Here is a 24,843-nt window from a genome sequence, read left to right as displayed (position 1 = left end):
ACCGTAAACCGTCATTCCAAAATGATTATACTCTTCTTCGTTTTGGAGGACGACATCCATTGTGAGGTAATGGAGTCACATCAATGATTTCAGTCACCTCAATACCCGCATTATGTATAGAACGAATAGCAGATTCTCTACCATTTCCTGGTCCTTTAACATACACTTTTACCTTTTTTAAGCCAGCTTCCAAGGCAACTGCAGAAGCATCTTCAGCAGCTAATTGTGCAGCATAAGGGGTATTTTTCTTAGAACCTCTAAATCCCATTTTACCAGCCGAAGACCATGAAATGACATCTCCTTTTTTATTGGTAAGTGAAATAATGATGTTGTTAAAAGAAGCATTTACATGCGCTTCTCCTACAGAGTCTACAATAACTTTACGTTTTTTAGTACTCTTTGTATTTGTTTTTGCCATATTATTATATAGTTTTCAGTTGTTAGTTGATAGTCGCTAGAATCCTAAACCTTTTATAATCTCAAACAGATTCCTTCCAACGTCTAATTACTAAAGACTAATTAATTATTTAGTTGCTTTTTTCTTGTTAGCAACCGTTTTTCTTCTACCTTTTCTGGTTCTAGAGTTGTTTTTAGTACGCTGTCCTCTTAAAGGAAGTCCAGATCTATGACGAATACCTCTGTAACATCCAATATCCATTAATCGCTTAATGTTTAATTGCGTTTCAGAACGTAATTCACCTTCGATTGTAAAAGATCCTACAGCCTCACGAATGTTACTGATTTCGTCATCTGTCCAATCTTGAACTTTTGTACTTTCATCTACTTTAGCTGATGCTAAAATCTCTTTAGCTCTACTTTTACCTATTCCATAGATATAGGTTAGAGAGATTACTCCTCTTTTGTTTTTTGGTATGTCTACACCTGCAATTCTTGCCATAATTACCCTTGTCTTTGTTTAAATCTAGGATTCTTTTTGTTTATCACGTAAAGTCTACCTTTTCTACGCACGATTTTACAATCTGCACTTCTTTTTTTAACTGAAGCTCTTACTTTCATCGTATTAGTATCTATAAGTTATGCGAGCCTTAGATAAATCGTAAGGACTCATTTCTAATTTCACTTTATCACCCGGTAATAATTTTATATAATGCATACGCATTTTACCAGAAATATGTGCTGTCACAATGTGACCGTTTTCTAATTCTACACGAAACATGGCATTAGATAATGCTTCTATTATTGTTCCGTCTTGTTCTATTGCTGCTTGTTTTGCCATAGTATAAATTTTAAGCTACTGCTTTTCTATTTTTACCAGTCTTCATCAAACCATCATAGTGTCTGTTCAACAAATACGAATTTATTTGCTGCATAGTATCAATAGCAACTCCAACCATAATTAATAGTGAGGTTCCTCCGAAAAATAAAGCCCATCCTTGTTGAACGCCCATAAGTTTAACTATAAATGCTGGGAACACAGCTATAAGTGCTAAAAATATAGACCCTGGTAAGGTTATTTGAGACATTATTTTATCTAAATATTCGGAAGTTTCAGAGCCTGGTCGAATACCAGGAATAAAACCGCCACTTCGCTTTAAATCGTCAGCCATTTTATTTGTTGGTACAGTAATCGCAGTGTAAAAGTATGTGAATACTATAATTAAAAGTGCAAATGTTAAATTATACCAAAACCCAAACATATCTGAATAGTTAGTTTGCATCCAAGCACCTACACTCGTTTCTTTTAAAAATGAAGAACCCCCAATTAAACTTGGTACAAACATAATAGCTTGTGCAAATATGATTGGCATTACACCAGAGGCATTTAATTTTAGTGGTATATATTGCCTTGAGCCCGCCATCGCGCTTTTTTCGTATCCACCCGAAGCTGTTCTTCTTGCGTATTGCACAGCAATTTTCCTAACACCCATCACCAACATAATTGAAGCGAGTATTATTACAAACCAAATCACCAATTCGAAAAGGATTAACATCACGTTGTTGCCTTCCAATCTAGTCGCAGCATTTTGCAAAAAAGACTGAGGTAAGGTTGCTATAATACCAACCATAATTAACAATGAAATACCGTTACCTATGCCTTTATCAGTAATTTTTTCCCCTAACCACATCGCGAAAATACAACCAGTTACTAATATGGTTACTGATGAGAAATAGAATAAGGGTCCTGTTCCCAATAAAAAGGCACTTTGTGGAATTCCTAAAGCTGGTAAACTAGCTAAATATCCAGGAGCTTGTAACAAACAAATTGCTATGGTTAACCAACGAGTTATTTGATTGATTTTCTTTTGCCCACTAGCACCTTCTTTTTGCAATTTTTGCAAATATGGAATAGCTATGCCCATTAATTGAACTACAATAGAAGCTGAAATGTATGGCATGATACCCAAAGCAAATACCGAAGCATTTGCAAAAGCTCCACCAGTAAAGGCATTAAGTAAACCTAATATACCTCCATCTGTACTGTCTGCTAAACCTCCTAATTGGGCCGCATCAATACCCGGTAACACTACTTGAGCACCAAAACGATAAACTAATAACAGACTCAAAGTTACTATGATTCTGTTTCTTAGTTCTTCTATTTTCCAAACATTCTTTATTGATTCTATAAATTTCATACTTAAAATAAAGTCTTATAAAGTTACAGCTTCTCCTCCAGCAGCTTCAATAGCAGCTTTTGCTGAAGCAGTAAACTTATGAGCAGATACTTTTAATTTTGCTTTTAATTCACCGCGTCCCAAAATTTTAACTAGGTCATTTTTTCCAGCTAAACGATTTGTGAACAAGGTTTCAAAATCTACTGTATCTTTTATTTTCTTATCGTCAACCAATTGTTGTAATGTATCTAAATTGATACCTTGATACTCCACACGGTTAACGTTTGTAAAACCAAATTTGGGAACACGTCTTTGAAGAGGCATTTGTCCACCTTCGAATCCTACCTTTTTAGAATAACCAGAACGTGATTTAGCTCCTTTGTGACCACGTGTAGCAGTACCACCTTTTCCAGAACCTTGTCCTCTACCTATTCTTTTTCCTTGGTTTTTTACTGAACCTTCTGCAGGTTTTAAATTACTTAAATCCATTTTTCAGTTTATATTTTTAAGCTTCCTCAACAGAAACTAAATGTGAAACTTTAGCAACCATACCAAGAATATTTGGTGTAGCCTCGTGCTCTTTTACTTGACCAATCCTTTTAAGACCTAGAGCTTCTAAAGTTCTTTTTTGTCTTTGCGTACGATTGATAGCGCTTTTAACTTTTGTTACTTTAATCTTTGCCATTCCTGTCTATATTAAGCGTTAAAAACCTGTTCAAGTGAAATACCTCTATCTTTAGCAATGGTTTTGGCATCTCTTAATTGCAATAAAGCATCAAACGTTGCTTTTACTACATTATGAGGATTTGATGATCCTTGAGATTTAGATAATACATCATGTACACCTACTGCCTCTAATACTGTTCTTACAGCACCACCAGCAATTACACCTGTACCTTCTGCTGCAGGAATAATATTTACTCTGGCTCCACCATATTTACCTTTTTGTTCGTGTGGTAAAGTTTTTCCTTTAAGAGGAATACGAACTAGGTTTTTCTTAGCGTCTTCAACAGCTTTTGCAATAGCACTAGCAACGTCTTTAGATTTTCCTAAACCTTGTCCTACAACACCTGCCTCATCACCAACTACTACAATTGCTGAAAAACCAAATGCTCTACCACCTTTAGTTACCTTAGTAACTCTTTGAACACCAACCAAACGATCTTTAAGATCTAATCCACCTGGTTTTACTAACTCTGCACTTTTATATTTTTGAAACATAATATTTTTAGAATTTAAGTCCGCCTTCTCTAGCTCCTTCAGCTAATGATTTAACTCTACCATGGTATAAGTAACCTCCTCTATCAAAAGCGATAGTTTCTACACCAGCTTTTAAAGCTTTCTCAGCAAGTACTTTACCTACTAACTTAGCAACTTCAGACTTAGTTGCTTTCGCTGAATTAATGTCTTTATCTCTTGAAGACGCTGCACTGATAGTGACACCAGTTACATCATCAACTATTTGAGCATAAATTTCTTTATTACTTCTGTAAACAGCTAATCTAGGTCTTGCTTCTGTACCAGAAACAACCTTACGGATTCTGTTTTTTATTCTTAGTCTTCTTTCGTTCTTTGTCAATGCCATAACTTAATTATTAAGCTGATTTACCTGCTTTTCTTCTTATTACTTCACCAACAAACTTGATTCCTTTTCCTTTGTAAGGTTCTGGTTTTCTAAAACCTCGGATTTTTGCTGCTACTTGACCAACAAGTTGTTTATCGAATGATGTTAATTTTACAATTGGATTTTTTCCTTTTTCAGATACTGTCTCTACAGTTACTTCTGGAGCCACATCTAATATAATATTATGAGAAAATCCTAAGGCTAAATCTAATTTTTGTCCTTGGTTAGAAGCTCTGTAACCTACACCAACCAATTCTAATTGTTTTGTCCACCCTTTAGATACACCTGCAATCATATTGTTCATTAAAGATCTATATAAACCATGCTTAGCTTTTTGATCTTTAGTGTCTGAAGAACGTGTAACCCAAACGTTACCATCTTCAACTTTTATCTCAACAGAATCGTAATTTTGTGTTAACTCTCCTAATTTTCCTTTTACAGTTACTACGCCATCTTTAACGTCTACTGTTACACCTTCTGGAATGGCTACTGGATTATTTCCTATTCTTGACATTTCTTTCTGGTTTTTAAATTAGTACACATAACATAAAACTTCACCTCCTACATTATCTCTTTTGGCTTGTTTACCTGTCATAACCCCATGAGAAGTTGAAACAATAGCAATACCAAGACCATTAAGAATTCTAGGTAATTCATCAGCACCGGCATACTTACGTAAACCTGGTTTACTGATTCTTTGAAGTTTTTTAATTACTGGTTCTTTAGTTTCTTTGTTGTACTTAAGAGCAATCTTAATTGTTCCTTGTACAGTAGAATCATCAAATTTGTAACTTAAAATATATCCTTGTTCGAATAATATTTTAGTGATGTCCTTTTTCAAATTAGATGCTGGTATCTCCACCACTCTGTGGTTGGCACGTACTGCGTTTCTAATTCTTGTTAAATAATCCGCAATTGGATCTGAATACATAATGAATTGATTTTGTGATTTTGGTTTTCGAACTATTTCGAACCTTAAATCTGATTATTAAAATAATATTACCAACTAGCTTTTCTTACTCCAGGAATTAAACCTTGGTTGGCCATTTCTCTAAAAGTTACACGAGATATACCAAAAGTTCTCATATACCCTCTAGGTCTTCCTGTTAATTTACATCTATTATGCACACGAATTGGGGAGGCATTTTTGGGTAACTTTTGTAATGCTTCATAATCGCCAGCTTCCTTTAAAGCTTTACGTTTTTCAGCATACTTAGCTACTGTTTTAGCTCTTTTTACCTCACGGGCTTTCATTGATTCTTTAGCCATATCTTAATTCTTTTTAAAAGGTAACCCTAATTCAGTTAATAATGATTTTGCTTCTTTATCAGTATCTGCAGATGTTACAAATGTGATGTCCATACCAGAAATTTTATTTACCTTATCAATGTTTATTTCTGGGAAAATAATTTGTTCAGTAACTCCTAAATTGTAGTTACCACGTCCGTCAAAACCTGTAGCTTTAATTCCGTTAAAATCTCTTACTCGTGGTAAGGCTGAAGTAACCAATCTATCTAAAAACTCATACATTCTTTCGCCACGTAAAGTCACTTTAGCGCCAATTGGCATGCCTTTACGTAATTTGAAAGACGCCACGTCTTTTTTAGAAATAGTAGCTACGGCTTTTTGACCAGATATCATAGTTAATTCCTCTACTGCGTAGTCAATTAACTTTTTGTCTGCAACGGCGGCTCCAACACCTTTAGATATTACTATCTTTTTAAGTTTAGGAACTTGCATTACATTTTTATATCCAAATTCGTCTGTAAGAGCTGCAATTACTCTGCTTTTGTACTCTTCTTTAAGTCTAGGTGAATATGCCATAACTATATTACTTCGTTAGATTTTTTTGAGAATCTTACTTTTTTATCGCCCTCCATTCTATAACCAATTCTAGTTGTTTCCCCTTTTGAGGTTAACAATGATAAATTGGAAATATGAATAGCCGCTTCTTTCTCTACGATACCACCTTGAGGGTTTTGTGCACTTGGTTTTGTGTGTTTCTTTACCAAGTTTACGCCTTCTACAATGGCTTTGTTCTTGTCTATTAATACCTTTTGTACCTTACCTTCTGAACCTTTATGGTCTCCAGCAATTACTTTTACGGTATCTCCAGTTTTTATTTTAAGCTTTGTCATCTTAAATAATGTATTAAAGCACCTCTGGTGCTAATGATACAATCTTCATGAATTGTTTATCACGAAGTTCTCTAGCAACAGGACCAAATACACGTGTTCCTCTCATTTCTCCTTGAGGATTTAAAAGTACACAAGCATTATCATCAAATCTTATATAAGATCCATCTGGCCTTCTTACTTCCTTAGTTGTACGAACAACAACTGCAGTTGAAACAGCACCTTTTTTAATGTTTCCATTAGGAGTTGCGTCTTTAACTGAAACAACAATTTTGTCTCCTACTGAAGCATATCTTCTTTTAGTACCTCCTAGAACACGGATAGTTAAAACTTCCTTTGCTCCAGTGTTATCTGCTACTTTTAATCTTGATTCTTGCTGTAACATAATTATTTAGCTCTTTCTATGATTTCAACTAATCTCCAACATTTAGATTTACTTAAAGGTCTTGTTTCCATGATCTTTACAGTATCACCAATGTTACAATCGTTTGTTTCGTCGTGTGCAACATATTTTTTAGTTTTTAACACGAACTTTCCATACATAGGGTGTTTTACTTTTTTAACTTCAGCAACCACTATTGATTTCTGCATTTTGTTACTTGTAACAACTCCTATACGTTCTTTTCTTAAATTTCTTGTTTCCATCTTTCAGCAGAATTATTGTAATTCTCTTTTAGTTAATTCAGTCGCAATTCTAGCTACCGTTCTTCTCATAGCACGCAGTTGAATTGGATTTTCTAAAGGAGATATTGCATGAGCCAATTTTAGGTCTGAATAACTCTTTTTTGTTTCACCAAGCTTCTCTTGTAACTCAGCTACAGATAATTCTTTAATTTCTGATTGTTTCATAATATCAAATAAATTATGCTTCGTAATCTCTAGCGATTAAAAACTTAGTTTTTACAGGTAACTTTTGTGCTGCTAAACGCAATGCTTCTTTAGCTACGTCTAATGGCACACCACCTATTTCAAATAAAACTCTACCTGGTTTTACAACGGCTACCCAATATTCAACAGCACCTTTTCCTTTACCCATACGTACTTCAAGAGGTTTTTTGGTAATAGGCTTATCTGGAAATATTTTAATCCAAAGTTGCCCTTCTCTTTTCATGTAACGTGTAGCGGCAATACGTGCTGCTTCAATTTGACGCGATGTTAAAAAATTTGAGTCTAATGCTTTTATTCCAAAAGTACCGTTAGAAAGTTGGTGACCTCTTTGAGAGATCCCCTTCATACGTCCCTTTTGCTGCTTACGAAATTTTGTTCTTTTAGGCTGTAACATTTTTCTTTACTTTATAAAAAATTACTTTCTACGACGAGGTGCTTTTGTTCCACGTCCTGCTCCTGCTCCACCTTTTCCTTGCTTCTTAGATAAACCAACAAGCGGAGAAAGCTCTCTTTTACCATATACTTCACCTTTCATAATCCATACTTTAACACCCAATCTACCATAAGTAGTGTGTGCCTCAACTAAAGCATAGTCTATATCGGCTCTAAAGGTTGATAAAGGAATACGTCCTTCTTTGTAATGCTCGCTACGGGCCATTTCAGCACCATTTAAACGACCACTAATTTGAATTTTTATTCCTTCAGCGTTCATACGCATTGTAGCAGCAATAGCCATTTTGATTGCACGACGATACGAAATTCTATTTTCTATTTGACGGGCAATACTAGATGCTACTAAAAATGCATCAAGTTCAGGTCTTTTAATTTCAAAGATGTTAATCTGAACTTCTTTACCAGTAATCTTTTTAAGTTCTTCTTTCAACTTGTCTACCTCTTGACCACCTTTTCCGATAATGATACCAGGTCTAGCAGTAGTGATAGTAACGGTTACAAGTTTAAGTGTACGCTCAATAATTACTCTACTTACACTAGCTTTAGATAAACGTACATGAACGTATTTTCTAATTTTATCGTCTTCAGCAAGCTTATCACCATAATCATCTCCTCCGTACCAGTTAGATTCCCATCCTCTGATAATACCTAAGCGATTTCCGATTGGATTTGTTTTTTGTCCCATACTTCTATCTTAGCTTTGTGTGTTATTGTTAGCTCCAACTACTAATGTAACGTGGTTAGAACGTTTTCTTATTCTGTGTGCACGACCTTGAGGTGCTGGACGCAATCTTTTTAACATAGATCCGCCATCAACTCTAATCTCCTTAACTACCAATTCAGCCTCTTCAATATTAGCATCTTCATTTTTAGATTGCCAGTTTGCAATTGCAGACAATAACAATTTCTCTAATTTACCAGATGCTTCTTTTTGGTTGAATTTTAATATATTAAGTGCATGTTCTACTTTTTCACCTCTTACTAAATCGGCTACTAAACGCATTTTTCTTGGTGATGTAGGACAATTATTAAGTTTGGCAAAAGCAACTTGTTTCTTTCCTTCCTTAATAGCGTCTGCCATTTGTTTTTTACGACTTCCCATAGCTTACTACTTTTTACCTTTATTTTTAGCACCTGCATGCCCACGGAATGAACGTGTTGGTGAAAATTCTCCTAATTTATGACCTACCATGTTTTCAGTAACATATACTGGAACAAATTGACGGCCATTATGTACTGCTATTGTTTGTCCTACAAAATCTGGAGTAATCATACTAGCTCTAGACCAAGTTTTGATTACGGTTTTTTTGTTAGCTTCTACGTTTGCAGCTACTTTTTTCTCTAATTTATAATGAACGTAAGGTCCTTTTTTTAATGATCTTGCCATGTCTTATTTCTTTCTACGTTCTACAATATATTTATTACTTGCATTCTTTTTAGAACGGGTTCTGTAACCTTTAGCTGGAATACCTTTTCTAGAACGTGGGTGTCCACCTGAAGCTCTACCTTCACCACCACCCATTGGGTGATCTACTGGGTTCATTACCACTGGTCTTGTACGAGGTCTTCTTCCTAACCATCTTGTTCTACCTGCTTTTCCAGATACTAATAACTGATGGTCTGAGTTAGACACCACTCCAATAGTAGCCATACAAGTAACTAAAACCAATCTGGTTTCACCTGATGGTAATTTAATAGTAGCGAATTTACCATCTCTTGCCATTAACTGAGCAAAAGCACCAGCACTACGTGCCATAACAGCACCTTGTCCTGGACGTAATTCAACACAAGAAATAATAGTTCCTAATGGAATTTCGCTTAAAGGCATAGCATTTCCAATTTCAGGAGCCACACCTTCTTTACCTGATACCACGTTTTGCCCAACTTGCAAACCATTTTGAGCAATGATATATCTTTTTTCACCATCTTGATAGTTCAATAATGCGATAAAAGCGGTTCTGTTTGGATCGTATTCAATAGACTTAACTTCAGCTGGAATACCAGTTTTGTTTCGTTTGAAATCGATGACACGATACTTCTTTTTATGACCTCCACCTATGTAGCGCATGGTCATTTTTCCTTGACTGTTTCTACCACCAGACTTTTTATTCGGAGCTAATAAACTTTTCTCCGGCTTATCAGTAGTAATGGCGTCAAATCCATTTACTACTCTAAATCGCTGTCCTGGTGTGATTGGTTTTAATTTTCTTACTGACATTAGTCTTTAATTACATGTTACTGTATAAATCAATCATTTCACCTTCCGCCAGTTGTACAATTGCTTTTTTAACAGCATTTGTTTTACCATGTTGAATACCTGTTTTTGTGTAACGGGTTCTTCTATCTGGACGGACATTTATAGTACGAACTTTTTCAACAGAAACACCATAAGCAGCCTCAACCGCTTTTTTGATTTCTACCTTGTTCGCCTTTGTATTCACCGCGAAAGTGTAGCAGTTTCTTAACTCGCTATCAGCTGTCGCTTTTTCTGTGATTATAGGTTTAATTAAGATACTCATGGTTTCTATTTACTTAAATTTGTTTCAATTCCTTCTAAAGCACCTTCCAAAAGCACTACTTGATTTGCATTTAATATTTTGTAAGTGCTTAATTCTGAAGAAGTTATAACTTCAGAGCCTTTCAAATTGCGCGATGACAAATATACATTATTATTTGACGCTCCCAACACAAACAAAGATTTTTTGTTTTCAAGATTTAAAGCCTTTAAAACTGCTGTAAAATTCTTAGTCTTTACAGTATCAAAATTAAAGTCTTCTAAAACTGTTATAGACTGCTCACCTGCTTTAATACTTAAAGCCGATTTACGCGCCAAACGCTTCACGTTTTTATTAAGTTTGAAACTGTAATTTCTTGGTCTAGGACCAAACATGCGTCCACCACCTTTAAAAACACCAGACTTAATACTTCCTGCTCTGGCAGTACCAGTTCCTTTTTGCTTTTTAATCTTACGAGTACTTCCTGATATCTCAGCTCTTTCTTTCGATTTGTGAGTACCTTGACGTTGGTTTGCTAAGTATTGTTTAACATCCAAATATACTGCGTGATTATTAGGCTCAATAGCAAATACATCTTTAGAAAGGTCTGCCTTTCTACCTGTATCTTTTCCGTTTATATCTAAAACTGCTACTTTCATTATTTTCTAATAATTACATAAGAATTTTTGTGACCTGGCACACAACCTTTCACAACAAGTAAATTCTTTTCTGGAACTACTTTTAAAACTCTTAAATTTTCAACTTTAACTGAATCTCCACCTGTTCTTCCAGCCATTTTCATTCCTTTAAAAACTCTTGCAGGATATGAAGCAGCTCCAATAGAACCTGGTGCTCTTAAACGGTTATGTTGACCGTGAGTAGCTTGACCTACACCACCAAATCCGTGACGTTTTACAACGCCTTGGAAACCTTTTCCTTTTGAAGTTCCAGAAATGTCAACAAATTCGCCTTCAACAAAATGTTCTACAGTGATGGCATCACCTAATTTGTACTCCTCCTCAAAACCTTTGAATTCGACGATTTTACGTTTTACAGAAGTACCCGCTTTTTTAGCATGACCTTGGTCTGCCTTAGTAGCGCTTTTTTCTGTCGCGTCATCGAAACCAAGTTGAACAGCTTCATAGCCATCAACTTCCTTAGTTCTGACTTGGGTAACGATACATGGTCCAGCTTCAATTACAGTACAAGGAATATTCTTTCCATTGTCATCGAAGATGCTGGTCATACCGATTTTTTTTCCAATTAACCCAGACATAATTATTTATTTAATTTATTACTTATTTAAAAAATTTCAGGGACAAAATACGTTTCGTCCCTGAAATGTATTTTTCCGTTTTTCCCGCGACCGCATCGGTGGGACATGTTATTCGGTATAAAACCGAAATGCAATTATACTTTAATCTCTACTTCAACACCACTTGGTAATTCAAGCTTCATTAACGCATCAATGGTTTTTGATGACGATGAGTAAATATCCAATAAACGCTTGTAAGAGCTTAATTGAAATTGTTCTCTTGATTTCTTGTTTACGTGTGGAGAACGTAGTACAGTGAAAATTTTCTTGTGAGTTGGTAATGGAATTGGTCCAGTTACAACAGCTCCAGTGCTTTTTACTGTTTTTACAATCTTATCAGCAGATTTGTCTACCAAATTGTGATCGTAAGATTTTAATTTTATTCTGATTTTCTGACTCATTTTCTTAAATTTTAAGCTTCAACACCTTTTGCTGCCTTAATTACTTCTTCAGATATATTTGAAGGTGTTTCAGCATAATGTGAAAATTCCATTGTTGAGGTTGCACGACCTGATGATAATGTTCTCAATGTGGTTACATAACCAAACATTTCAGATAATGGCACGGTGGCTTTAACAGTTTTTGCACCAGCTCTATCACCCATATCACTTACCTGTCCTCTTCTTCTATTCAAATCACCTACGATATCACCCATGTTTTCTTCAGGAGTAATTACCTCAAGTTTCATGATTGGTTCCATGATAACAGCTTTGGCAGCTTTTGCAGAATTTTTAAATCCAATCTTTGCAGCCAATTCGAAAGATAATTGATCAGAATCCACATCATGATAAGAACCATCCAATAAGGTTACTTTCATAGCATCTACTTCATAACCAGCTAAAGGACCATTTTGCATAGCCATTTTGAATCCTTTTTCAATAGAGGGGATGAATTCTTTTGGAACGTTACCACCTTTGATTTCAGAAACAAATTCTAAACCAGTTTTACCTTCTTCAGCAGGCTCTAATGTAAATACAATATCAGCAAATTTACCACGTCCACCTGATTGTTTCTTATAAACCTCTCTATGTTGCGCTTTTTGTGTAATTGCTTCTTTATACTCCACTTGTGGTTGACCTTGGTTTACCTCAACTTTAAACTCACGACGTAAACGGTCTACAATAATATCTAAGTGAAGCTCACCCATTCCAGAAATGATAGTCTGTCCTGAAGCTTCGTCAGTTCTAACGGTGAACGTAGGATCTTCCTCAGCCAATTTTGATAAAGCCATACCTAATTTATCAACATCTGCTTTTGTTTTAGGCTCTACCGCGATACCAATTACTGGATCAGGGAAATTCATGGATTCTAAAACAATCGGATGTTTTTCATCAGTCATCGTATCTCCAGTCTTGATATCTTTAAATCCTACTGCCGCTCCAATATCTCCTGCTTCGATAAAATCGATAGCATTTTGTTTATTAGAGTGCATTTGGTAGATACGAGAGATACGCTCTTTTTTACCTGAACGGTTGTTCAAGATATAAGAACCCGCATCTAAACGACCTGAATACGCTCTAAAAAATGCTAAACGACCAACGAAAGGATCCGTAGCAATTTTAAATGCTAAAGCTGAAAAAGGTGCATCTACACTAGGCTTACGAGTTTCCTCTTTTTCAGTTTCAGGGTTTATACCTTTTATATTGTCTCTATCTAATGGAGAAGGCAAATAACGACATACAGCATCTAATAAAAACTGCACACCTTTGTTTTTAAATGAAGAACCACAAATCATAGGAATAATAGCCATATCCATTACCGCAGCACGAAGTGCAGCATGCACTTCCTCTTCAGTGATAGAATCTTCATCTTCCATGAATTTTTCTAATAAGTTCTCATCGTAAGTTGCTACTTCTTCAATAAGCAACGCTCTATATTTTTTAGCTTCCGCTTTTAATTCGTCAGGAATTTCAATCACATCAAAAGTTGCCCCTTGAGTTTCATCATGCCAAACGATTGCTCTGTTTTTTACTAAATCAACTATACCTTTAAAATCTATTTCATCACCAATATTTAAAACGATTGGCACTGCATTAGATTTTAACATATCCTTTACTTGCTGACACACTTCCATAAAGTTAGCTCCTTGACGGTCCATTTTGTTAACGAAACCTATTCTTGGAACTTTATAGTTATCAGCTAATCTCCAGTTAGTTTCAGATTGAGGCTCGACACCATCAACTGCACTAAATAGAAACACTAAACCATCCAATACACGTAAAGAACGATTTACTTCCACTGTAAAATCAACGTGACCTGGAGTATCAATAATATTAAAATGATAAGACTGAGCATCTTCAGTAGGTTCACCGTTTTCTCTTGGGAATACCCACTCACAAGTTGTAGCAGCAGATGTAATCGTAATACCTCTTTCCTGCTCTTGTTCCATCCAGTCCATTGTTGCAGCACCATCATGTACTTCACCAATTTTGTGTGAAACTCCTGTGTAATACAGAATACGCTCAGTGGTAGTCGTTTTTCCGGCATCAATATGCGCAGCGATACCTATATTTCTAGTTAATCTTAAATCTCTTGCCATGTCTTATTAAAATCTAAAGTGAGAGAATGCTTTGTTTGCTTCTGCCATTTTGTGAGTATCAACTCTTTTCTTAACCGCTGCTCCTTCTTCTTTAGCTGCTGCTAAAATTTCGGAAGCCAGACGTAGTGCCATAGATTTTTCGTTTCTTTTACGTGAATAGCTTATTAACCATTTCATAGCTGTAGAAACTTTACGGTCTGGACGAATTTGCATTGGAATTTGGAATGTAGCACCCCCAACACGACGACTACGTACTTCTACGTGAGGCATAACGTTTGATAAAGCATCTTTCCAAATTTCTAAAGCTGATTTTTCTTCATCAGTTTTTTTTGAGTCTACAATATCAATAGCATCGTAGAATACTTTAAAAGCTACCGATTTTTTTCCATCCCACATCATCATATTAACGAAACGAGTTACTAACTGATCGTTAAAACGTGGATCTGGTAAAAGCGGTCTCTTTTTTGCTGCTCTTTTTCTCATGTCTTCTTCTTAAAGTTTAATTACTTTTTAGGGCGTTTTGCACCATACTTAGATCTACGTTGTGTTCTACCTGCAACACCTGCTGTGTCTAAAGCTCCACGAACGATGTGGTATCTAACTCCTGGCAAATCTTTTACCCTTCCACCTCTAACCAATACTATCGAGTGCTCTTGTAGATTATGTCCTTCACCGCCAATGTATGCGTTAACCTCGTTTCCATTTGTTAAACGAACCCTTGCTACCTTACGCATTGCTGAGTTAGGTTTTTTAGGTGTTGTTGTATAAACACGAGTACACACACCACGTCTTTGCGGACAAGAATCTAAAGCAGCCGATTTACTCTTCTTGGTTATTTTGGCTCTTCCTATTCTTACTAATTGTGAAATTGTTGGCATATATATTATATATAATTTTTAAAATCCTCTTTTAAGAGGGCTGCAAAGGTAGAAATTAAAATGAATTATTCAAACCCTAATTCATTAATTTTCAATAGAATTTTAAAAATATTTCATCCTTCATATTATTCCTATTCTTTTTCCGTTAGATTTACATCAAAATATAGGTGATTTTAACGTGCGAAAAACTTCATTTCTAGTCCTTATAATATGTATACTTTTTTCCAAGAAAGTTTGTTGCCAAAATTTGGTTTTAAAAATTGATGGTGGCAACGAACTTGAAAACCAAACTATTGACTCGTTAAACTATACTAAAATTCATAATGATTTAAAGTCACTAAAAACTGAAGTCGATTCGGTCCAAAATACGCTTTACAAATTAGGATATATTGAAAATGAACGTAAAGAGATTAAGAAAATTAATGATAGTTCCTTTTATTCACAAATCCTTTTAAAACAGAAATTTAAAACCATATATATTTACTACAAAAAAAAGGATGTAGATGCCTCTATTTTAAAACATGTTTCTGGGCGTGTTTTTGATAATTATTTTGAAATAAAATTCACAGAGGTTGAAAGTACTTTAAATTACATCAATTCCAAAATTTCGGAAAAAGGTTACCCTTTCTCAAAGTTAAAATTGTCAAACATCAGTTTTAAAGGAAGCGACAAAATTCTAGTGGCCGAATTATTAGTTGAATCTTTTGAAGAAAAGCGATCAATAAATGACATCGTTATCAAGGGCTATGAAAAGTTTCCTCAATCCTATGTAAAGCATTATTTAAAAATTAAACCATCTCAAATTTTTGATTTGAATAAAATTCGAAATAAAACGGAACAACTCAATAATTTGAATTTTGCTAGTGAACTAAAATCTCCCGAAGTATTGTTTTCAAAAGATTCAACTACGTTATATCTATATCTAGAAAAAACCCAAAGTAATACTTTTGATGGGTTTTTAGGCTTTGGAACTAACGAAGAAACCAATAAATTGGAGTTTGATGGTTATTTGAATTTGAACTTAACTAACAACCTAAACTTTGGAGAGTCTTTCAGGCTATTATACAAAAGTGACGAAAATGATCAAAAAACATTTGAGACGGATATTTCCCTACCTTATCTATTTAAATCTCCCGTTGGTATCGATTTGCTTTTGCGCATTTTTAAAAGAGATTCATCATTTACCACAACTAATCAATCTGCAAAAATACATTACCAAATAAATGCTAAACACAAACTTTACGGAGGTATCATCGCAACCGAATCAAATAGTCTATTAAAGGAAAATTTCTCGGCACCAATAAATGATTACAAAACACAATATTTAACCATAGGGTATCAATTCTTAAAACTTCAACCAAATAATTTACTTTTCCCTATAAAGTCAAAATTTTACTTTGAAACTGGTTTTGGAAACAGAAAAAGCTCTAACACCAAAGAAAATCAGTCACAATATTCCATGGATGCCTTTAATATCTTTAGTTTAAATACAAGAAACAGTATATACATTCGGCTAAATGCTTCTAGTCTGGTTTCGAATACTTTTTTGGAAAACGAACTTATGAGATTTGGAGGAATTAATTCCATTAGAGGATTTGAGGAAAATAGTCTTTTTTCAAATTTATATGGATTAATCAATACAGAATACAGATATCAACTCAATAATTACATTTATGTGAACTCCATAATCGATGCAGCTTATTTTGAAAATAAAATCGCAGATATCAAGGAAAAACTATTTAGTTACGGTTTTGGATTTGGTGTTTTGACAAAATCTGGGCTTTTCAAGTTTAATTATGCTAATGGAAAGAATGAGAATTCAAAATTTAAATTTTCAAATTCTAAAATACACCTCAGCTTAACGACGAATTTCTAGGTTGTAAATTGGTGATTTCATATTTTTTATCCTTTTAACTTAAATTTTTATCAATATTAATTGTTTTTTTAACTTTTTATTAAGATTTTTGGCGCCGACTAATTCAAATAAAATGATAATGAAAACAAAGTTTAGTGGAATTCTAACGCTATTGTTAGCGTTTGTCGTGCAACTTACGTTTGCGCAAGAGAAGACAATTTCAGGTGTAGTATCAGATAATTCTGGTTTACCTCTTCCTGGAGCAACTGTCTTGGTTAAAGGTACTACATCTGGTACTTCTTCAGATTTCGATGGTAAATATTCTATACAAGCTAGCCAAGGATCAACTTTGGTTTTTAGTTTTGTTGGATATTCTACTAAAGAAGTTCAAGTTGGCGCATCAAACACAATTAATGTAACATTAAGTGAAGATGCAGAATCGCTTGAAGAGATAATTATAACTGGGCAGGGTTCAGGTATAGCTAAAAGAAAATTATCTACTACAGTTGATGCACTTAATGCTGAGGATATTGATAAACTTCCCTCAAATCAAATTGATCAACTCTTACAATCAACCACTCCAAGTGCACAAATTAGATTAAGTTCTGGTCAACCTGGTACAGCAGCGATCATAAGAACAAGAGGTGCTATTTCAGCTAATACATCAGCTACACCAGTATTGATTGTAGATGGCGTAAGGGTTGATAATCTAAATTCAAACCCTTCACTAGGTACTGATACAGGTGGTGCCGATATTTCTGCCTTAGGTGATATTCCAGTAGAATCTATTGAGAGAATAGAATACATCAAAGGTGGTGCTGCAACTACACTTTACGGAGCGGATGCAGCTAATGGTGTAATTCAAATTATAACTAAAAAAGGAACTCAGGGTAAAGCAAGATTTACTTTTGAATCTAGACTTGGTGTTATAAAAGCCACTGAAGACTTTTTAAAGTATGATAGAACCGCAGAAGCGCTTTTTAAACCAGGTATTTCTCAAGAATACAAAATAGGAATAAATGGTGGTAATGAAAAAGTGACTTATAATTTTTCTGGAAGCCTTTACGCTGATGATTCTTTTAATAAATTGAATGAACAGATAAGAAGAAATTTATCTTTTGGTTTAGGTGCTCAAGTTTCTGATAAATTAAAATATCAAGGTTCTTTCTCATATGTTGGAGTTGAATCTAACCTTGATTACAACGCCAATACAAGTTTTGGTAGATTTTCAGCTTTTGAAGGTGCTGGCCGTGGAAATTTAGATGCTCTAACAGATGCGGAGTGGCAAGCTGAATTAGACAGATCTAATGCCATTGGAGATAATGTTGATATTACAAATAAAGTAAACCGTTTTACCAATTCAAATAAGTTCATTTATGATATTAATGATAATATCCAAGCAAATGCAACCATTGGTATAGACTTTAGAAACTTTGTTCAAGAAGAAGTTCAAAGTAACGCCCTACAGGTTGCACTAGGATCAATAAACCCAGGTACAACTGACCAGGCAATTGTAAATAGACTTATCAGAAATGCTTACACAGTAACGGGTGACTTAAACTTTACTCACAAAGGAAACATAGACAATTTTGATTTTGTAACTATTGTTGGTGGGCAATTTTTTAGAAGCACAGATAGACAGTATCAAGCATCAGGTTCTGGTGGTGTTGATGGAACTACAGACTTAGGTTTCTTCCCAACTCAAACGGCCGATGACTTTATCTTAGAAAACGCCAACTATGGTCTTTATTTCTTAGAAAATATTGGTATTTATGACGTAGCTTTCTTAGAGTTTGGTGGTCGTTTAGATACCAACACACAAGCTGGTGAAAACACAAGTGCTTTGTTCTTACCTAAGATAGGAGCTACTTATAACATTTCTGATCACGATTTCTACTATGATTCTGGTTTAAGAAATATTGTTTCAAAAATTAAATTAAGAGCAAACTATGGTGAGGCAACCAATTTTGCACAAGCATTCTCTGAGCAAAGAACTTTTGCTTTAAATCCGTTTTTAGGAAACCCATCATTTACGTTTAATAACCCTGGTAACCCTGAATTAATTTCAGAAACTGTTGTAACTTACGAAGGTGGTATTGAACTAGGATTTCTGAACAACAGATTAAACTTAAGCGCAACATACTATCAAGCAACAACTGAAGATGCTTTATTTACACCTCCAGCCCTTCCGTCATCTGGTCAATTAGACCAAGTGCAGAATATTGGAGAAATTGAAAATAAAGGTTGGGAATTTGCATTAAATGCAGATATTTTACGATCTGAAAACCACAATTTAAGTTTTAATTTTTCATACAACAAAAACGAAAATATTGTAACCGATACTGGAGGCGCTCCTGAGTTTAACGTAGGTGGTTTTACAGTAATTGGATCTTGGGTTGAAGAAGGACAGCCTTTAGGATATCTTAGAGGAACACGCTCTACTCCAAACGGAGATGGTACTTATACAAGAACCCCAAATTCTTCTTTAGGACAGACTTTCGCTCCAAATTTTGGTTCATTCGGTCTTAACTATACTTGGAAAAATCTTAATGTTTTTATGACTGGAGATTATCAATTTGGTGGACAAATTGTTGAATTAAGCTTCTTACTAAGACACCTTAGAGGTGCCGATAATTCAGGCATTCCAGATGATTTAGTAGGAACTACAAGTCCGTTTAACTACGTAAATTATTTCGTATTTGATAACGACTTTGTTAAAGTGAGAAATCTAGGAGCCTCTTACTCATTTGGTGATAAACTAAAATTATTTGATGATGTTGTTTTAGGGTTTACGGTTACCAATCCTTTTAACTGGACAGCAAGTGGTTTCGATCCTGAAACAACTGGTTCTGGTATTGGAACTCAAAATGCATTTTCTAGTGGAGGATTTACTTACGGAACAGAATCTGCTCCAAGAATATTTATGACATCACTAAAGTTTAGATTCTAACAGATTATAAAATATTAAAGACTATAAAATGAAAAAAATATCAACTTACATCCTAACATTAATCCTTTTGGTTAATTGTACGGATAATTTAAAGGACGCAACAGATTTTACCGCAGTAGAAAATCCAAATTTATCTGTAGGCACTGTTGTAGGTCAACCTAACTCATCAAATATTTGGCTACTAGGTTTAGAAAGACAATTGGCAAATGCCATAGATGAGTTTTTAATGCTCGCTGAATTAGGTTCGGATAATTATGTGAATACACAAACATTCTTCAACCAATTTATGGATAAATTGGAAATAAGGAACGACGATCCTGATATGGAAGACACTTATTTTGACATAGCAAGATTACGTGAAATGGCTCGATTCGGTTTAACCACTGTAGGACCAGGTGACGTTGAATACAACGCTGAAATTGAAGCTGAATATAACTTTTTTGAAGGTCTAGCGTATCTTTATTCAGCCATGTATTTTTCTCATGTGCCAATAGAACCAGGTGGTGTTACATTTTCTTCTACAGAAAATTATAACTCTGCGATAGCATCATTCGACACCGCTATAGGACTCAATGCGAAACCTGAGTATCATTTGGCAAAAGCAAGAGCTTATTACTATCTTGGTAATGTAACTGAAGCTTCATCTGCAGCTAGTGCTGCTATTGGATTGGATCCTGATTTTTTACGATCTGCTCAATTTGATGAACAAAACAATCCAGATAACCAATTCGAAGACGCTTTGTATGAAAGAGCAACTTTTGATGACCTTCAACCACTTCCTACTTTAGATTTCTTAGATCCTAAGTATTCATTTGTAAGTGCGGCCGAAGATGCACCTGTTCATTATTTAAAAGCTGAAGAAGCATATTTAATATTAGCGGAGGCGAACTTAGCTAATAGCAATGCCGCGGGGGCACAAACTAACTTAGAAGATATGCTTGCAGTTGTCGCTACAAGAGAAGTTAGAGAAATTGATGACTCTATTGAAGGTAGACCAGATGCATCAGCAAATGCTGCTAATTTTCCTGCTAGACCAAGAACGACATCTGTTGTTGTTAATGGAAGATCAGGTTTAGTTTTAGATAGACAATCTGGTGATATAATGGTACCTTCAGTTTCTGGCACCTCACTTACACAAGCAGAAATTGATGCTATTACTAATAATGACAGTGCTCTTGAATTACTATACAGAACAAGACAAGAAATCTTTATTGCCGAAGGAATTAGAATGGTTGACATGGGTGTAAAATTAGTTATTCACCAAAATGAATTTTTACAGAACACAAATATCTCCGATGGAGATCCGGGAACTACTCCGGTAATCCCATCTTTTATTGATTCTGTGAAAGCAAATTTGGATAGTTTTACTTTCAGTTCTAATGTTGCTACGACAACTATTGATTTAAATCAAATTTTAGTTGCCAATAAAACGTCTAGTGCTGTTCTACCTTTTCACTAAAAAAGTAAGTATAAAATAAAACGATTAATTTTAGCATCCCAACGAAAATTCGTTGGGATGCTTTTTTGTAAAAAATATCTTATTAAAGTGGAACAAGAATTTTTAAGTAATAACCAAATTCCTATCAATTATCCGAATATGCTCTTAATTTTAAGATTAAACGAGAACATCTGTTAAATGCCATATGATAGGATAATTTAGCATATTAAAAAAATTAAAGCTGAAATTTACAGACACACTACTTTACTTAATGAAAACCCATACAATTATGGTTATTAAATGAAATTCTCGTACCAAGAATAAATTTTTAACGCCTATTTATTGTATAATTTATTTATTATAATCATTTTTGGGGTTGACTAATTCAAAAAAAAAGTGAAAGTTATTTTTGTAGAAGATAATCTCGAAATCATTCTCGATAATCTTATTAATGGATAAGATTGCATAATTAATCGTCTCCATTTAGGTTTAGTCTAAATGTGTGAACCATTATTTCGAATGCATTCATAACTACAATGAATTATCAATTTATTAGCAGTTATAAGTTTCACTTCAATAAAGCAAAACAGTTATAATTAACTCCTATGAAAACGAACCTGAATTACCTTTTATCCATTTCAATGATTTTATTCATTTTTTCAACTAATGCTCAGAATTCTTTATGGAATAAAATCGAAAGTTCAAAAAAAGAAAATGTTTTAAAAAAATTAAATATAAGTTTGACCAATACCCACACTTTTCAGTTAAATACTAATATGTTTAACGAAATAATATCCTCAGCTAGTTTAAGAAAAGATAAAAAAAAATCCACCATTATTGATTTCCCTGGATTAGATGGCACAATCGAGTCTTTTGAAATATATGAAGCTCCTGTATTTGCGCCTGAGCTTTCTGCCAAATATCCAGAAATAAAATCTTATGTAGGAATTAGTACAGATGATAATAGCACACGCTTACGCTTGAGCAAATCGCATAACGGTATAAAAGCTATGATATCATATTTGGATAATCAAACAGTTTTTATTGAACCTGTGTCTAAAAAATCCAATGAATATTTGGTTTATTCTAGAGAAGTTCCATATAACTCTAAAGAAAAAATTATATGTGAAACGATCGATCAAATTAATCAATCAATTAATAAAAGTAGCGCTTTATCTAAAATTAATGAAGGAGGTGCCAATAATAAAACTCTACAAAAGTTTCGACTGGCTGTATCTACAACTGGTGAGTACACCTCATACCATGGTAATGAAATAGATGCATTGGCCGCTATTAATAATACTGTTGCTCGGGTAAACGAAGTTTTTGAAAGAGATATGGCAATTACTTTTGAAGTTATTGCTAATACCAATTTGGTAATATATGCTAGTTCAGCATCTGACCCTTATTCAGATGGAGACAATAGGAGTAATTGGAATTCTGAACTCCAGAATACGCTGACCAATGTCATTGGAGAAAATAATTATGATATTGGACATCTCTTTGGAGGCACATTTGGGGGAGGCAATGCCGGTTGTATAGGCTGTGTTTGTGTTAATGGTTCAAAAGGTAGTGGGTATTCAACTAGTACTGTGCCAGAAGGAGACAATTTCGATCTTGATTTGGTACCCCATGAAATAGGACATCAAATGGGAGCTAATCATACATTTGCTTTTACCACTGAAGGCACTGGAGTAAATTCTGAACCTGGCAGTGGTTCGACCATTATGTCATATGCTGGCGCTGGCGGAGTCCCTATAAATGATTTTGTTGAAAACAGTGCTGACAGTTACTTTCATTTTCATAGCATTAAACAAATATTAAATAATGTAAGTAGTAAAAGTTGTCAAACTACTGAGGCTATATCTAACAATCCGCCTATTGCAAATGCAGGAAGTGATTATAACATTCCAAAAGGGACAGCTTATATCCTTAAAGGTAGTGCCACAGATATTGATGGTACTCGAGGATTGAGTTTTTGCTGGGAGCAATTTGATAGTGGAGAAGTTAACTATCGCAATTTTGGGCCAGAATTATTAACGGGGTCGCAAAATAGATCCTTGCCACCAAGCGGTAGCCCCATCAGGTACGTACCATCTCTTAATAACGTTGTCAATGGTTTTACCACCAGAACAAAACCCTTATCTGGTAGTGCCTGGGAAACTGTATCAACAGTCTCAAGAACACTAAATTGGGCATTAACCGTTAGAGATAGAAGTATTACTTCACCTACTGGTGGTCAAAGCAGTTATGACACTATGCAAATAAATGTCGAAGACGTAGCTCCCTTTACGGTGGTTAATCCTGTTTCTTGGACACAGGGAAGCAATCAAACAATAGAATGGAATGTAGGACAAACTAATAATGCATCCATAAATTGTCAAAATGTGAATATTTATCTATCGACTAACGGGGGTGGAACGTTTGATACTACTCTAGCAACGAATGTCCCTAATAATGGAGCTTTTACATTTACGGTACCTGCAGTATCTGACACCAATGCAGCGAGGATTTTAGTTGAAGCAGCAGACAATATATTCTATGATGTTTCGGATTTCGATTTTCAAATTTCTTCACAACCCACTTTTTTTATTACCAATATAGCACTAGCTCCAATTGAATGTAAAGGAACTACAGCAAGTTATACCTTCGATTACTTTGCTACAAATGGGTTTTCTCAAACTACAGTATTTAGTGTCACGGGTATTCCTGCCGGTGCTACAGTCAATTTTTCGCCCTCTAGCCTTAATACGTCGGGACAAGTAACCATGACTGTAAGTAATTTAACCTCAAATTCACAAGGCAATATTTTACTTTCATTAAAAGGAACTGCCCCAGGCTTATCCAAAAACAAAATAATTCTCTTTCCTTTTTTTAATGAACAATGTCGATCAGCAGGAAACACAGATTATAACACTGGTATAACTTTAGTACAGTTTAACACGATTAATAATAGTTCTGGCAAGCCATCAGGCTATTCTGATTATCGTAGCATAAGTACTGATTTAAATCGAAACAGTTCGTACAATTTAACCGTTAACCTTAATACGGTATTCAGCAATGTTACAGTAGCTGCAAAAGCTTGGATTGATTGGAATCAAAATTGTAGTTTTAATGATCCTGGAGAAGAATATTATTTAGGCGACGCGCGTGCTGTTTTAAATGGCCCTTCTGGGAATTCACCTTTTACAATTACTGTGCCTGCTAATGCGCAACTAGGAACTACAGAAATGAGAATTTCCGCCAAAGACAGAGGATTTGTTAACGGGCTTCCAACTTCATGTGATAATGCATTTGATGGTGAAGTTGAAGATTACACTTTAAATATTATGCAAACTTTATCAATTGAAAAGTTTGGTTTTGATAATTTAGTAGTATTTCCTAACCCAAACAAAGGTGAATTCACAGTAAAACTGAAGGGATCAACATCGCGTAATATTAACATAGAAATCTATGATATCACTGGAAGAAGCACCTATATAAATTCTTTTAAAAATACCGGTGATTTTATCGAAAAAATTGATTTAAGAAAATATGTCTCAGGGGTTTATTTCATGAATATTAATGACGGACTTAGAAAGTCTACAAAGAAAATTATTTTAGAATGAAAATAATGTGATTTCAGAAAACAAACTTTTTTTAACAATAGCCAGTTATATATTTCGTAATGGGTTTATTATTATAAATTGTTTGAACTTAA

33 protein-coding genes are annotated in these 24,843 nt (G+C 34.6%); 4 read left to right on the top strand and 29 right to left on the bottom strand.

The features are described from left to right. Positions 1–25: 25 nt before the first annotated feature. The 29 genes from rpsK to rpsL all read right to left on the bottom strand — a co-directional run bounded on the left by rpsK (position 26) and on the right by rpsL (position 14,900). Positions 26–418 carry a 30S ribosomal protein S11 gene (rpsK, locus tag ABD963_RS05420; protein ID WP_345275916.1) on the bottom strand — a complete coding sequence of 131 codons (393 nt, stop codon included), beginning with the start codon at positions 416–418 and terminating at the stop codon, positions 26–28. A 105-nt stretch (positions 419–523) separates the two neighbouring features. Further along, a complete protein-coding gene (gene rpsM, locus ABD963_RS05415) occupies positions 524–898 on the bottom strand; it encodes a 30S ribosomal protein S13 (protein ID WP_345275915.1) in 375 nt (124 codons plus the stop codon). Positions 899–900: 2 nt separating this feature from the next. After that, positions 901–1,017, bottom strand: coding sequence for a type B 50S ribosomal protein L36 (ykgO, locus tag ABD963_RS05410; protein ID WP_013305171.1), 117 nt, complete (start codon positions 1,015–1,017; stop codon positions 901–903). A 4-nt stretch (positions 1,018–1,021) separates the two neighbouring features. Then, positions 1,022–1,237: a translation initiation factor IF-1 gene (gene infA / locus ABD963_RS05405; protein WP_028289261.1), complete on the bottom strand. Its 216-nt coding sequence runs from the start codon at positions 1,235–1,237 to the stop codon at positions 1,022–1,024. Positions 1,238–1,247: 10 nt separating this feature from the next. Beyond that, a complete protein-coding gene (gene secY / locus ABD963_RS05400) occupies positions 1,248–2,594 on the bottom strand; it encodes a preprotein translocase subunit SecY (protein WP_345275914.1) in 1,347 nt (448 codons plus the stop codon). 15 nt (positions 2,595–2,609) lie between these two features. After that, positions 2,610–3,062 carry a 50S ribosomal protein L15 gene (gene rplO / locus ABD963_RS05395; protein WP_345275913.1) on the bottom strand — a complete coding sequence of 151 codons (453 nt, stop codon included), beginning with the start codon at positions 3,060–3,062 and terminating at the stop codon, positions 2,610–2,612. A 16-nt stretch (positions 3,063–3,078) separates the two neighbouring features. Beyond that, a complete protein-coding gene (gene rpmD, locus ABD963_RS05390) occupies positions 3,079–3,258 on the bottom strand; it encodes a 50S ribosomal protein L30 (RefSeq protein WP_345275912.1) in 180 nt (59 codons plus the stop codon). Positions 3,259–3,269: 11 nt separating this feature from the next. Then, complete coding sequence (gene rpsE, locus ABD963_RS05385; RefSeq protein ID WP_345275911.1) at positions 3,270–3,794, bottom strand: 30S ribosomal protein S5; 525 nt, start codon at positions 3,792–3,794, stop codon at positions 3,270–3,272. 7 nt (positions 3,795–3,801) lie between these two features. Continuing rightward, positions 3,802–4,158, bottom strand: coding sequence for a 50S ribosomal protein L18 (gene rplR, locus ABD963_RS05380; RefSeq protein ID WP_345275910.1), 357 nt, complete (start codon positions 4,156–4,158; stop codon positions 3,802–3,804). Positions 4,159–4,168: 10 nt separating this feature from the next. Beyond that, positions 4,169–4,711, bottom strand: coding sequence for a 50S ribosomal protein L6 (gene rplF, locus ABD963_RS05375; protein ID WP_345275909.1), 543 nt, complete (start codon positions 4,709–4,711; stop codon positions 4,169–4,171). An 18-nt stretch (positions 4,712–4,729) separates the two neighbouring features. Next, the gene (rpsH, locus tag ABD963_RS05370) at positions 4,730–5,128 is read right to left on the bottom strand and encodes a 30S ribosomal protein S8 (protein ID WP_345275908.1); all 399 of its coding nucleotides are present in this window, start codon (positions 5,126–5,128) and stop codon (positions 4,730–4,732) included. 68 nt (positions 5,129–5,196) lie between these two features. Next, positions 5,197–5,466 carry a 30S ribosomal protein S14 gene (gene rpsN / locus ABD963_RS05365; RefSeq protein WP_345275907.1) on the bottom strand — a complete coding sequence of 90 codons (270 nt, stop codon included), beginning with the start codon at positions 5,464–5,466 and terminating at the stop codon, positions 5,197–5,199. Between the two features lie 3 nt (positions 5,467–5,469). Then, positions 5,470–6,021, bottom strand: a complete 552-nt coding sequence (gene rplE, locus ABD963_RS05360) for a 50S ribosomal protein L5 (protein ID WP_345275906.1) — start codon at positions 6,019–6,021, stop codon at positions 5,470–5,472. A gap of 2 nt (positions 6,022–6,023) precedes the next feature. Then, positions 6,024–6,335: a 50S ribosomal protein L24 gene (rplX, locus tag ABD963_RS05355; RefSeq protein ID WP_345275905.1), complete on the bottom strand. Its 312-nt coding sequence runs from the start codon at positions 6,333–6,335 to the stop codon at positions 6,024–6,026. Between the two features lie 13 nt (positions 6,336–6,348). Beyond that, a complete protein-coding gene (gene rplN / locus ABD963_RS05350) occupies positions 6,349–6,717 on the bottom strand; it encodes a 50S ribosomal protein L14 (protein WP_237231812.1) in 369 nt (122 codons plus the stop codon). A gap of 2 nt (positions 6,718–6,719) precedes the next feature. Beyond that, a complete protein-coding gene (gene rpsQ, locus ABD963_RS05345; RefSeq protein WP_072399584.1) occupies positions 6,720–6,977 on the bottom strand; it encodes a 30S ribosomal protein S17 in 258 nt (85 codons plus the stop codon). Positions 6,978–6,989: 12 nt separating this feature from the next. Further along, positions 6,990–7,181: a 50S ribosomal protein L29 gene (gene rpmC, locus ABD963_RS05340; protein ID WP_345275904.1), complete on the bottom strand. Its 192-nt coding sequence runs from the start codon at positions 7,179–7,181 to the stop codon at positions 6,990–6,992. Positions 7,182–7,194: 13 nt separating this feature from the next. Next, the gene (gene rplP, locus ABD963_RS05335; RefSeq protein WP_345275903.1) at positions 7,195–7,614 is read right to left on the bottom strand and encodes a 50S ribosomal protein L16; all 420 of its coding nucleotides are present in this window, start codon (positions 7,612–7,614) and stop codon (positions 7,195–7,197) included. A 21-nt stretch (positions 7,615–7,635) separates the two neighbouring features. After that, a complete protein-coding gene (gene rpsC, locus ABD963_RS05330) occupies positions 7,636–8,358 on the bottom strand; it encodes a 30S ribosomal protein S3 (RefSeq protein ID WP_345275902.1) in 723 nt (240 codons plus the stop codon). Positions 8,359–8,367: 9 nt separating this feature from the next. Beyond that, entirely contained in the window at positions 8,368–8,775 is a 408-nt protein-coding gene (rplV, locus tag ABD963_RS05325; protein ID WP_345275901.1) for a 50S ribosomal protein L22, read from the bottom strand. Positions 8,776–8,781: 6 nt separating this feature from the next. Then, positions 8,782–9,060, bottom strand: coding sequence for a 30S ribosomal protein S19 (rpsS, locus tag ABD963_RS05320; protein ID WP_027880209.1), 279 nt, complete (start codon positions 9,058–9,060; stop codon positions 8,782–8,784). Positions 9,061–9,063: 3 nt separating this feature from the next. Then, complete coding sequence (gene rplB, locus ABD963_RS05315) at positions 9,064–9,891, bottom strand: 50S ribosomal protein L2 (RefSeq protein ID WP_345275900.1); 828 nt, start codon at positions 9,889–9,891, stop codon at positions 9,064–9,066. A 10-nt stretch (positions 9,892–9,901) separates the two neighbouring features. Then, on the bottom strand, positions 9,902–10,192 hold the full coding sequence (gene rplW / locus ABD963_RS05310) for a 50S ribosomal protein L23 (protein WP_345275899.1): 291 nt from the start codon (positions 10,190–10,192) through the stop codon (positions 9,902–9,904). Positions 10,193–10,197: 5 nt separating this feature from the next. Next, entirely contained in the window at positions 10,198–10,827 is a 630-nt protein-coding gene (gene rplD, locus ABD963_RS05305) for a 50S ribosomal protein L4 (RefSeq protein ID WP_345275898.1), read from the bottom strand. Then, positions 10,827–11,444 carry a 50S ribosomal protein L3 gene (gene rplC / locus ABD963_RS05300; protein WP_345275897.1) on the bottom strand — a complete coding sequence of 206 codons (618 nt, stop codon included), beginning with the start codon at positions 11,442–11,444 and terminating at the stop codon, positions 10,827–10,829. The genes rplD and rplC overlap by 1 nt, the downstream gene beginning before the upstream one ends. 134 nt (positions 11,445–11,578) lie before the next feature. After that, positions 11,579–11,884 carry a 30S ribosomal protein S10 gene (gene rpsJ / locus ABD963_RS05295; protein ID WP_007650482.1) on the bottom strand — a complete coding sequence of 102 codons (306 nt, stop codon included), beginning with the start codon at positions 11,882–11,884 and terminating at the stop codon, positions 11,579–11,581. An 11-nt stretch (positions 11,885–11,895) separates the two neighbouring features. Next, the gene (gene fusA / locus ABD963_RS05290; protein ID WP_345275896.1) at positions 11,896–14,022 is read right to left on the bottom strand and encodes an elongation factor G; all 2,127 of its coding nucleotides are present in this window, start codon (positions 14,020–14,022) and stop codon (positions 11,896–11,898) included. Positions 14,023–14,028: 6 nt separating this feature from the next. Continuing rightward, complete coding sequence (rpsG, locus tag ABD963_RS05285; protein WP_345275895.1) at positions 14,029–14,505, bottom strand: 30S ribosomal protein S7; 477 nt, start codon at positions 14,503–14,505, stop codon at positions 14,029–14,031. A 20-nt stretch (positions 14,506–14,525) separates the two neighbouring features. Then, positions 14,526–14,900 (bottom strand): 30S ribosomal protein S12, encoded by a 375-nt coding sequence (rpsL, locus tag ABD963_RS05280; RefSeq protein ID WP_237231822.1) that lies wholly within the window; start codon positions 14,898–14,900, stop codon positions 14,526–14,528. A 247-nt stretch (positions 14,901–15,147) separates the two neighbouring features. Between rpsL and ABD963_RS05275 the strand changes: the two genes are divergently transcribed. The 4 genes from ABD963_RS05275 (at position 15,148) to ABD963_RS05260 (ending at position 24,751) form a co-directional block, all read left to right on the top strand. Beyond that, positions 15,148–16,776 carry a POTRA domain-containing protein gene (locus ABD963_RS05275; RefSeq protein WP_345275894.1) on the top strand — a complete coding sequence of 543 codons (1,629 nt, stop codon included), beginning with the start codon at positions 15,148–15,150 and terminating at the stop codon, positions 16,774–16,776. 118 nt (positions 16,777–16,894) lie between these two features. Continuing rightward, the gene (locus tag ABD963_RS05270; RefSeq protein ID WP_345275893.1) at positions 16,895–19,705 is read left to right on the top strand and encodes a TonB-dependent receptor domain-containing protein; all 2,811 of its coding nucleotides are present in this window, start codon (positions 16,895–16,897) and stop codon (positions 19,703–19,705) included. A 28-nt stretch (positions 19,706–19,733) separates the two neighbouring features. After that, on the top strand, positions 19,734–21,164 hold the full coding sequence (locus ABD963_RS05265; protein ID WP_345275892.1) for a RagB/SusD family nutrient uptake outer membrane protein: 1,431 nt from the start codon (positions 19,734–19,736) through the stop codon (positions 21,162–21,164). A 755-nt stretch (positions 21,165–21,919) separates the two neighbouring features. Further along, complete coding sequence (locus ABD963_RS05260) at positions 21,920–24,751, top strand: zinc-dependent metalloprotease (protein WP_345275891.1); 2,832 nt, start codon at positions 21,920–21,922, stop codon at positions 24,749–24,751. The last annotated feature ends 92 nt before the right edge of the window (positions 24,752–24,843 follow it).

This window comes from Litoribaculum gwangyangense, assembly GCF_039543505.1.
Lineage (GTDB): Bacteria > Bacteroidota > Bacteroidia > Flavobacteriales > Flavobacteriaceae > Litoribaculum > Litoribaculum gwangyangense.
This window is presented reverse-complemented; position numbering and strand designations above follow the sequence as displayed.

What these genes read in the sequence shown, in the direction of transcription:
- rpsK (WP_345275916.1), bottom strand. Translation starts at nt 418, where the DNA reads ATGGCAAAAACAAATACAAAGAGTACTAAAAAACGTAAAGTTATTGTA.
- rpsM (WP_345275915.1), bottom strand. Translation starts at nt 898, where the DNA reads ATGGCAAGAATTGCAGGTGTAGACATACCAAAAAACAAAAGAGGAGTA.
- ykgO (WP_013305171.1), bottom strand. Translation starts at nt 1,017, where the DNA reads ATGAAAGTAAGAGCTTCAGTTAAAAAAAGAAGTGCAGATTGTAAAATC.
- infA (WP_028289261.1), bottom strand. Translation starts at nt 1,237, where the DNA reads ATGGCAAAACAAGCAGCAATAGAACAAGACGGAACAATAATAGAAGCA.
- secY (WP_345275914.1), bottom strand. Translation starts at nt 2,594, where the DNA reads ATGAAATTTATAGAATCAATAAAGAATGTTTGGAAAATAGAAGAACTA.
- rplO (WP_345275913.1), bottom strand. Translation starts at nt 3,062, where the DNA reads ATGGATTTAAGTAATTTAAAACCTGCAGAAGGTTCAGTAAAAAACCAA.
- rpmD (WP_345275912.1), bottom strand. Translation starts at nt 3,258, where the DNA reads ATGGCAAAGATTAAAGTAACAAAAGTTAAAAGCGCTATCAATCGTACG.
- rpsE (WP_345275911.1), bottom strand. Translation starts at nt 3,794, where the DNA reads ATGTTTCAAAAATATAAAAGTGCAGAGTTAGTAAAACCAGGTGGATTA.
- rplR (WP_345275910.1), bottom strand. Translation starts at nt 4,158, where the DNA reads ATGGCATTGACAAAGAACGAAAGAAGACTAAGAATAAAAAACAGAATC.
- rplF (WP_345275909.1), bottom strand. Translation starts at nt 4,711, where the DNA reads ATGTCAAGAATAGGAAATAATCCAGTAGCCATTCCAGAAGGTGTAACA.
- rpsH (WP_345275908.1), bottom strand. Translation starts at nt 5,128, where the DNA reads ATGTATTCAGATCCAATTGCGGATTATTTAACAAGAATTAGAAACGCA.
- rpsN (WP_345275907.1), bottom strand. Translation starts at nt 5,466, where the DNA reads ATGGCTAAAGAATCAATGAAAGCCCGTGAGGTAAAAAGAGCTAAAACA.
- rplE (WP_345275906.1), bottom strand. Translation starts at nt 6,021, where the DNA reads ATGGCATATTCACCTAGACTTAAAGAAGAGTACAAAAGCAGAGTAATT.
- rplX (WP_345275905.1), bottom strand. Translation starts at nt 6,335, where the DNA reads ATGACAAAGCTTAAAATAAAAACTGGAGATACCGTAAAAGTAATTGCT.
- rplN (WP_237231812.1), bottom strand. Translation starts at nt 6,717, where the DNA reads ATGTTACAGCAAGAATCAAGATTAAAAGTAGCAGATAACACTGGAGCA.
- rpsQ (WP_072399584.1), bottom strand. Translation starts at nt 6,977, where the DNA reads ATGGAAACAAGAAATTTAAGAAAAGAACGTATAGGAGTTGTTACAAGT.
- rpmC (WP_345275904.1), bottom strand. Translation starts at nt 7,181, where the DNA reads ATGAAACAATCAGAAATTAAAGAATTATCTGTAGCTGAGTTACAAGAG.
- rplP (WP_345275903.1), bottom strand. Translation starts at nt 7,614, where the DNA reads ATGTTACAGCCTAAAAGAACAAAATTTCGTAAGCAGCAAAAGGGACGT.
- rpsC (WP_345275902.1), bottom strand. Translation starts at nt 8,358, where the DNA reads ATGGGACAAAAAACAAATCCAATCGGAAATCGCTTAGGTATTATCAGA.
- rplV (WP_345275901.1), bottom strand. Translation starts at nt 8,775, where the DNA reads ATGGGAAGTCGTAAAAAACAAATGGCAGACGCTATTAAGGAAGGAAAG.
- rpsS (WP_027880209.1), bottom strand. Translation starts at nt 9,060, where the DNA reads ATGGCAAGATCATTAAAAAAAGGACCTTACGTTCATTATAAATTAGAG.
- rplB (WP_345275900.1), bottom strand. Translation starts at nt 9,891, where the DNA reads ATGTCAGTAAGAAAATTAAAACCAATCACACCAGGACAGCGATTTAGA.
- rplW (WP_345275899.1), bottom strand. Translation starts at nt 10,192, where the DNA reads ATGAGTATCTTAATTAAACCTATAATCACAGAAAAAGCGACAGCTGAT.
- rplD (WP_345275898.1), bottom strand. Translation starts at nt 10,827, where the DNA reads ATGAAAGTAGCAGTTTTAGATATAAACGGAAAAGATACAGGTAGAAAG.
- rplC (WP_345275897.1), bottom strand. Translation starts at nt 11,444, where the DNA reads ATGTCTGGGTTAATTGGAAAAAAAATCGGTATGACCAGCATCTTCGAT.
- rpsJ (WP_007650482.1), bottom strand. Translation starts at nt 11,884, where the DNA reads ATGAGTCAGAAAATCAGAATAAAATTAAAATCTTACGATCACAATTTG.
- fusA (WP_345275896.1), bottom strand. Translation starts at nt 14,022, where the DNA reads ATGGCAAGAGATTTAAGATTAACTAGAAATATAGGTATCGCTGCGCAT.
- rpsG (WP_345275895.1), bottom strand. Translation starts at nt 14,505, where the DNA reads ATGAGAAAAAGAGCAGCAAAAAAGAGACCGCTTTTACCAGATCCACGT.
- rpsL (WP_237231822.1), bottom strand. Translation starts at nt 14,900, where the DNA reads ATGCCAACAATTTCACAATTAGTAAGAATAGGAAGAGCCAAAATAACC.
- ABD963_RS05270 (WP_345275893.1), top strand. Translation starts at nt 16,895, where the DNA reads ATGAAAACAAAGTTTAGTGGAATTCTAACGCTATTGTTAGCGTTTGTC.
- ABD963_RS05265 (WP_345275892.1), top strand. Translation starts at nt 19,734, where the DNA reads ATGAAAAAAATATCAACTTACATCCTAACATTAATCCTTTTGGTTAAT.
- ABD963_RS05260 (WP_345275891.1), top strand. Translation starts at nt 21,920, where the DNA reads ATGTTTAACGAAATAATATCCTCAGCTAGTTTAAGAAAAGATAAAAAA.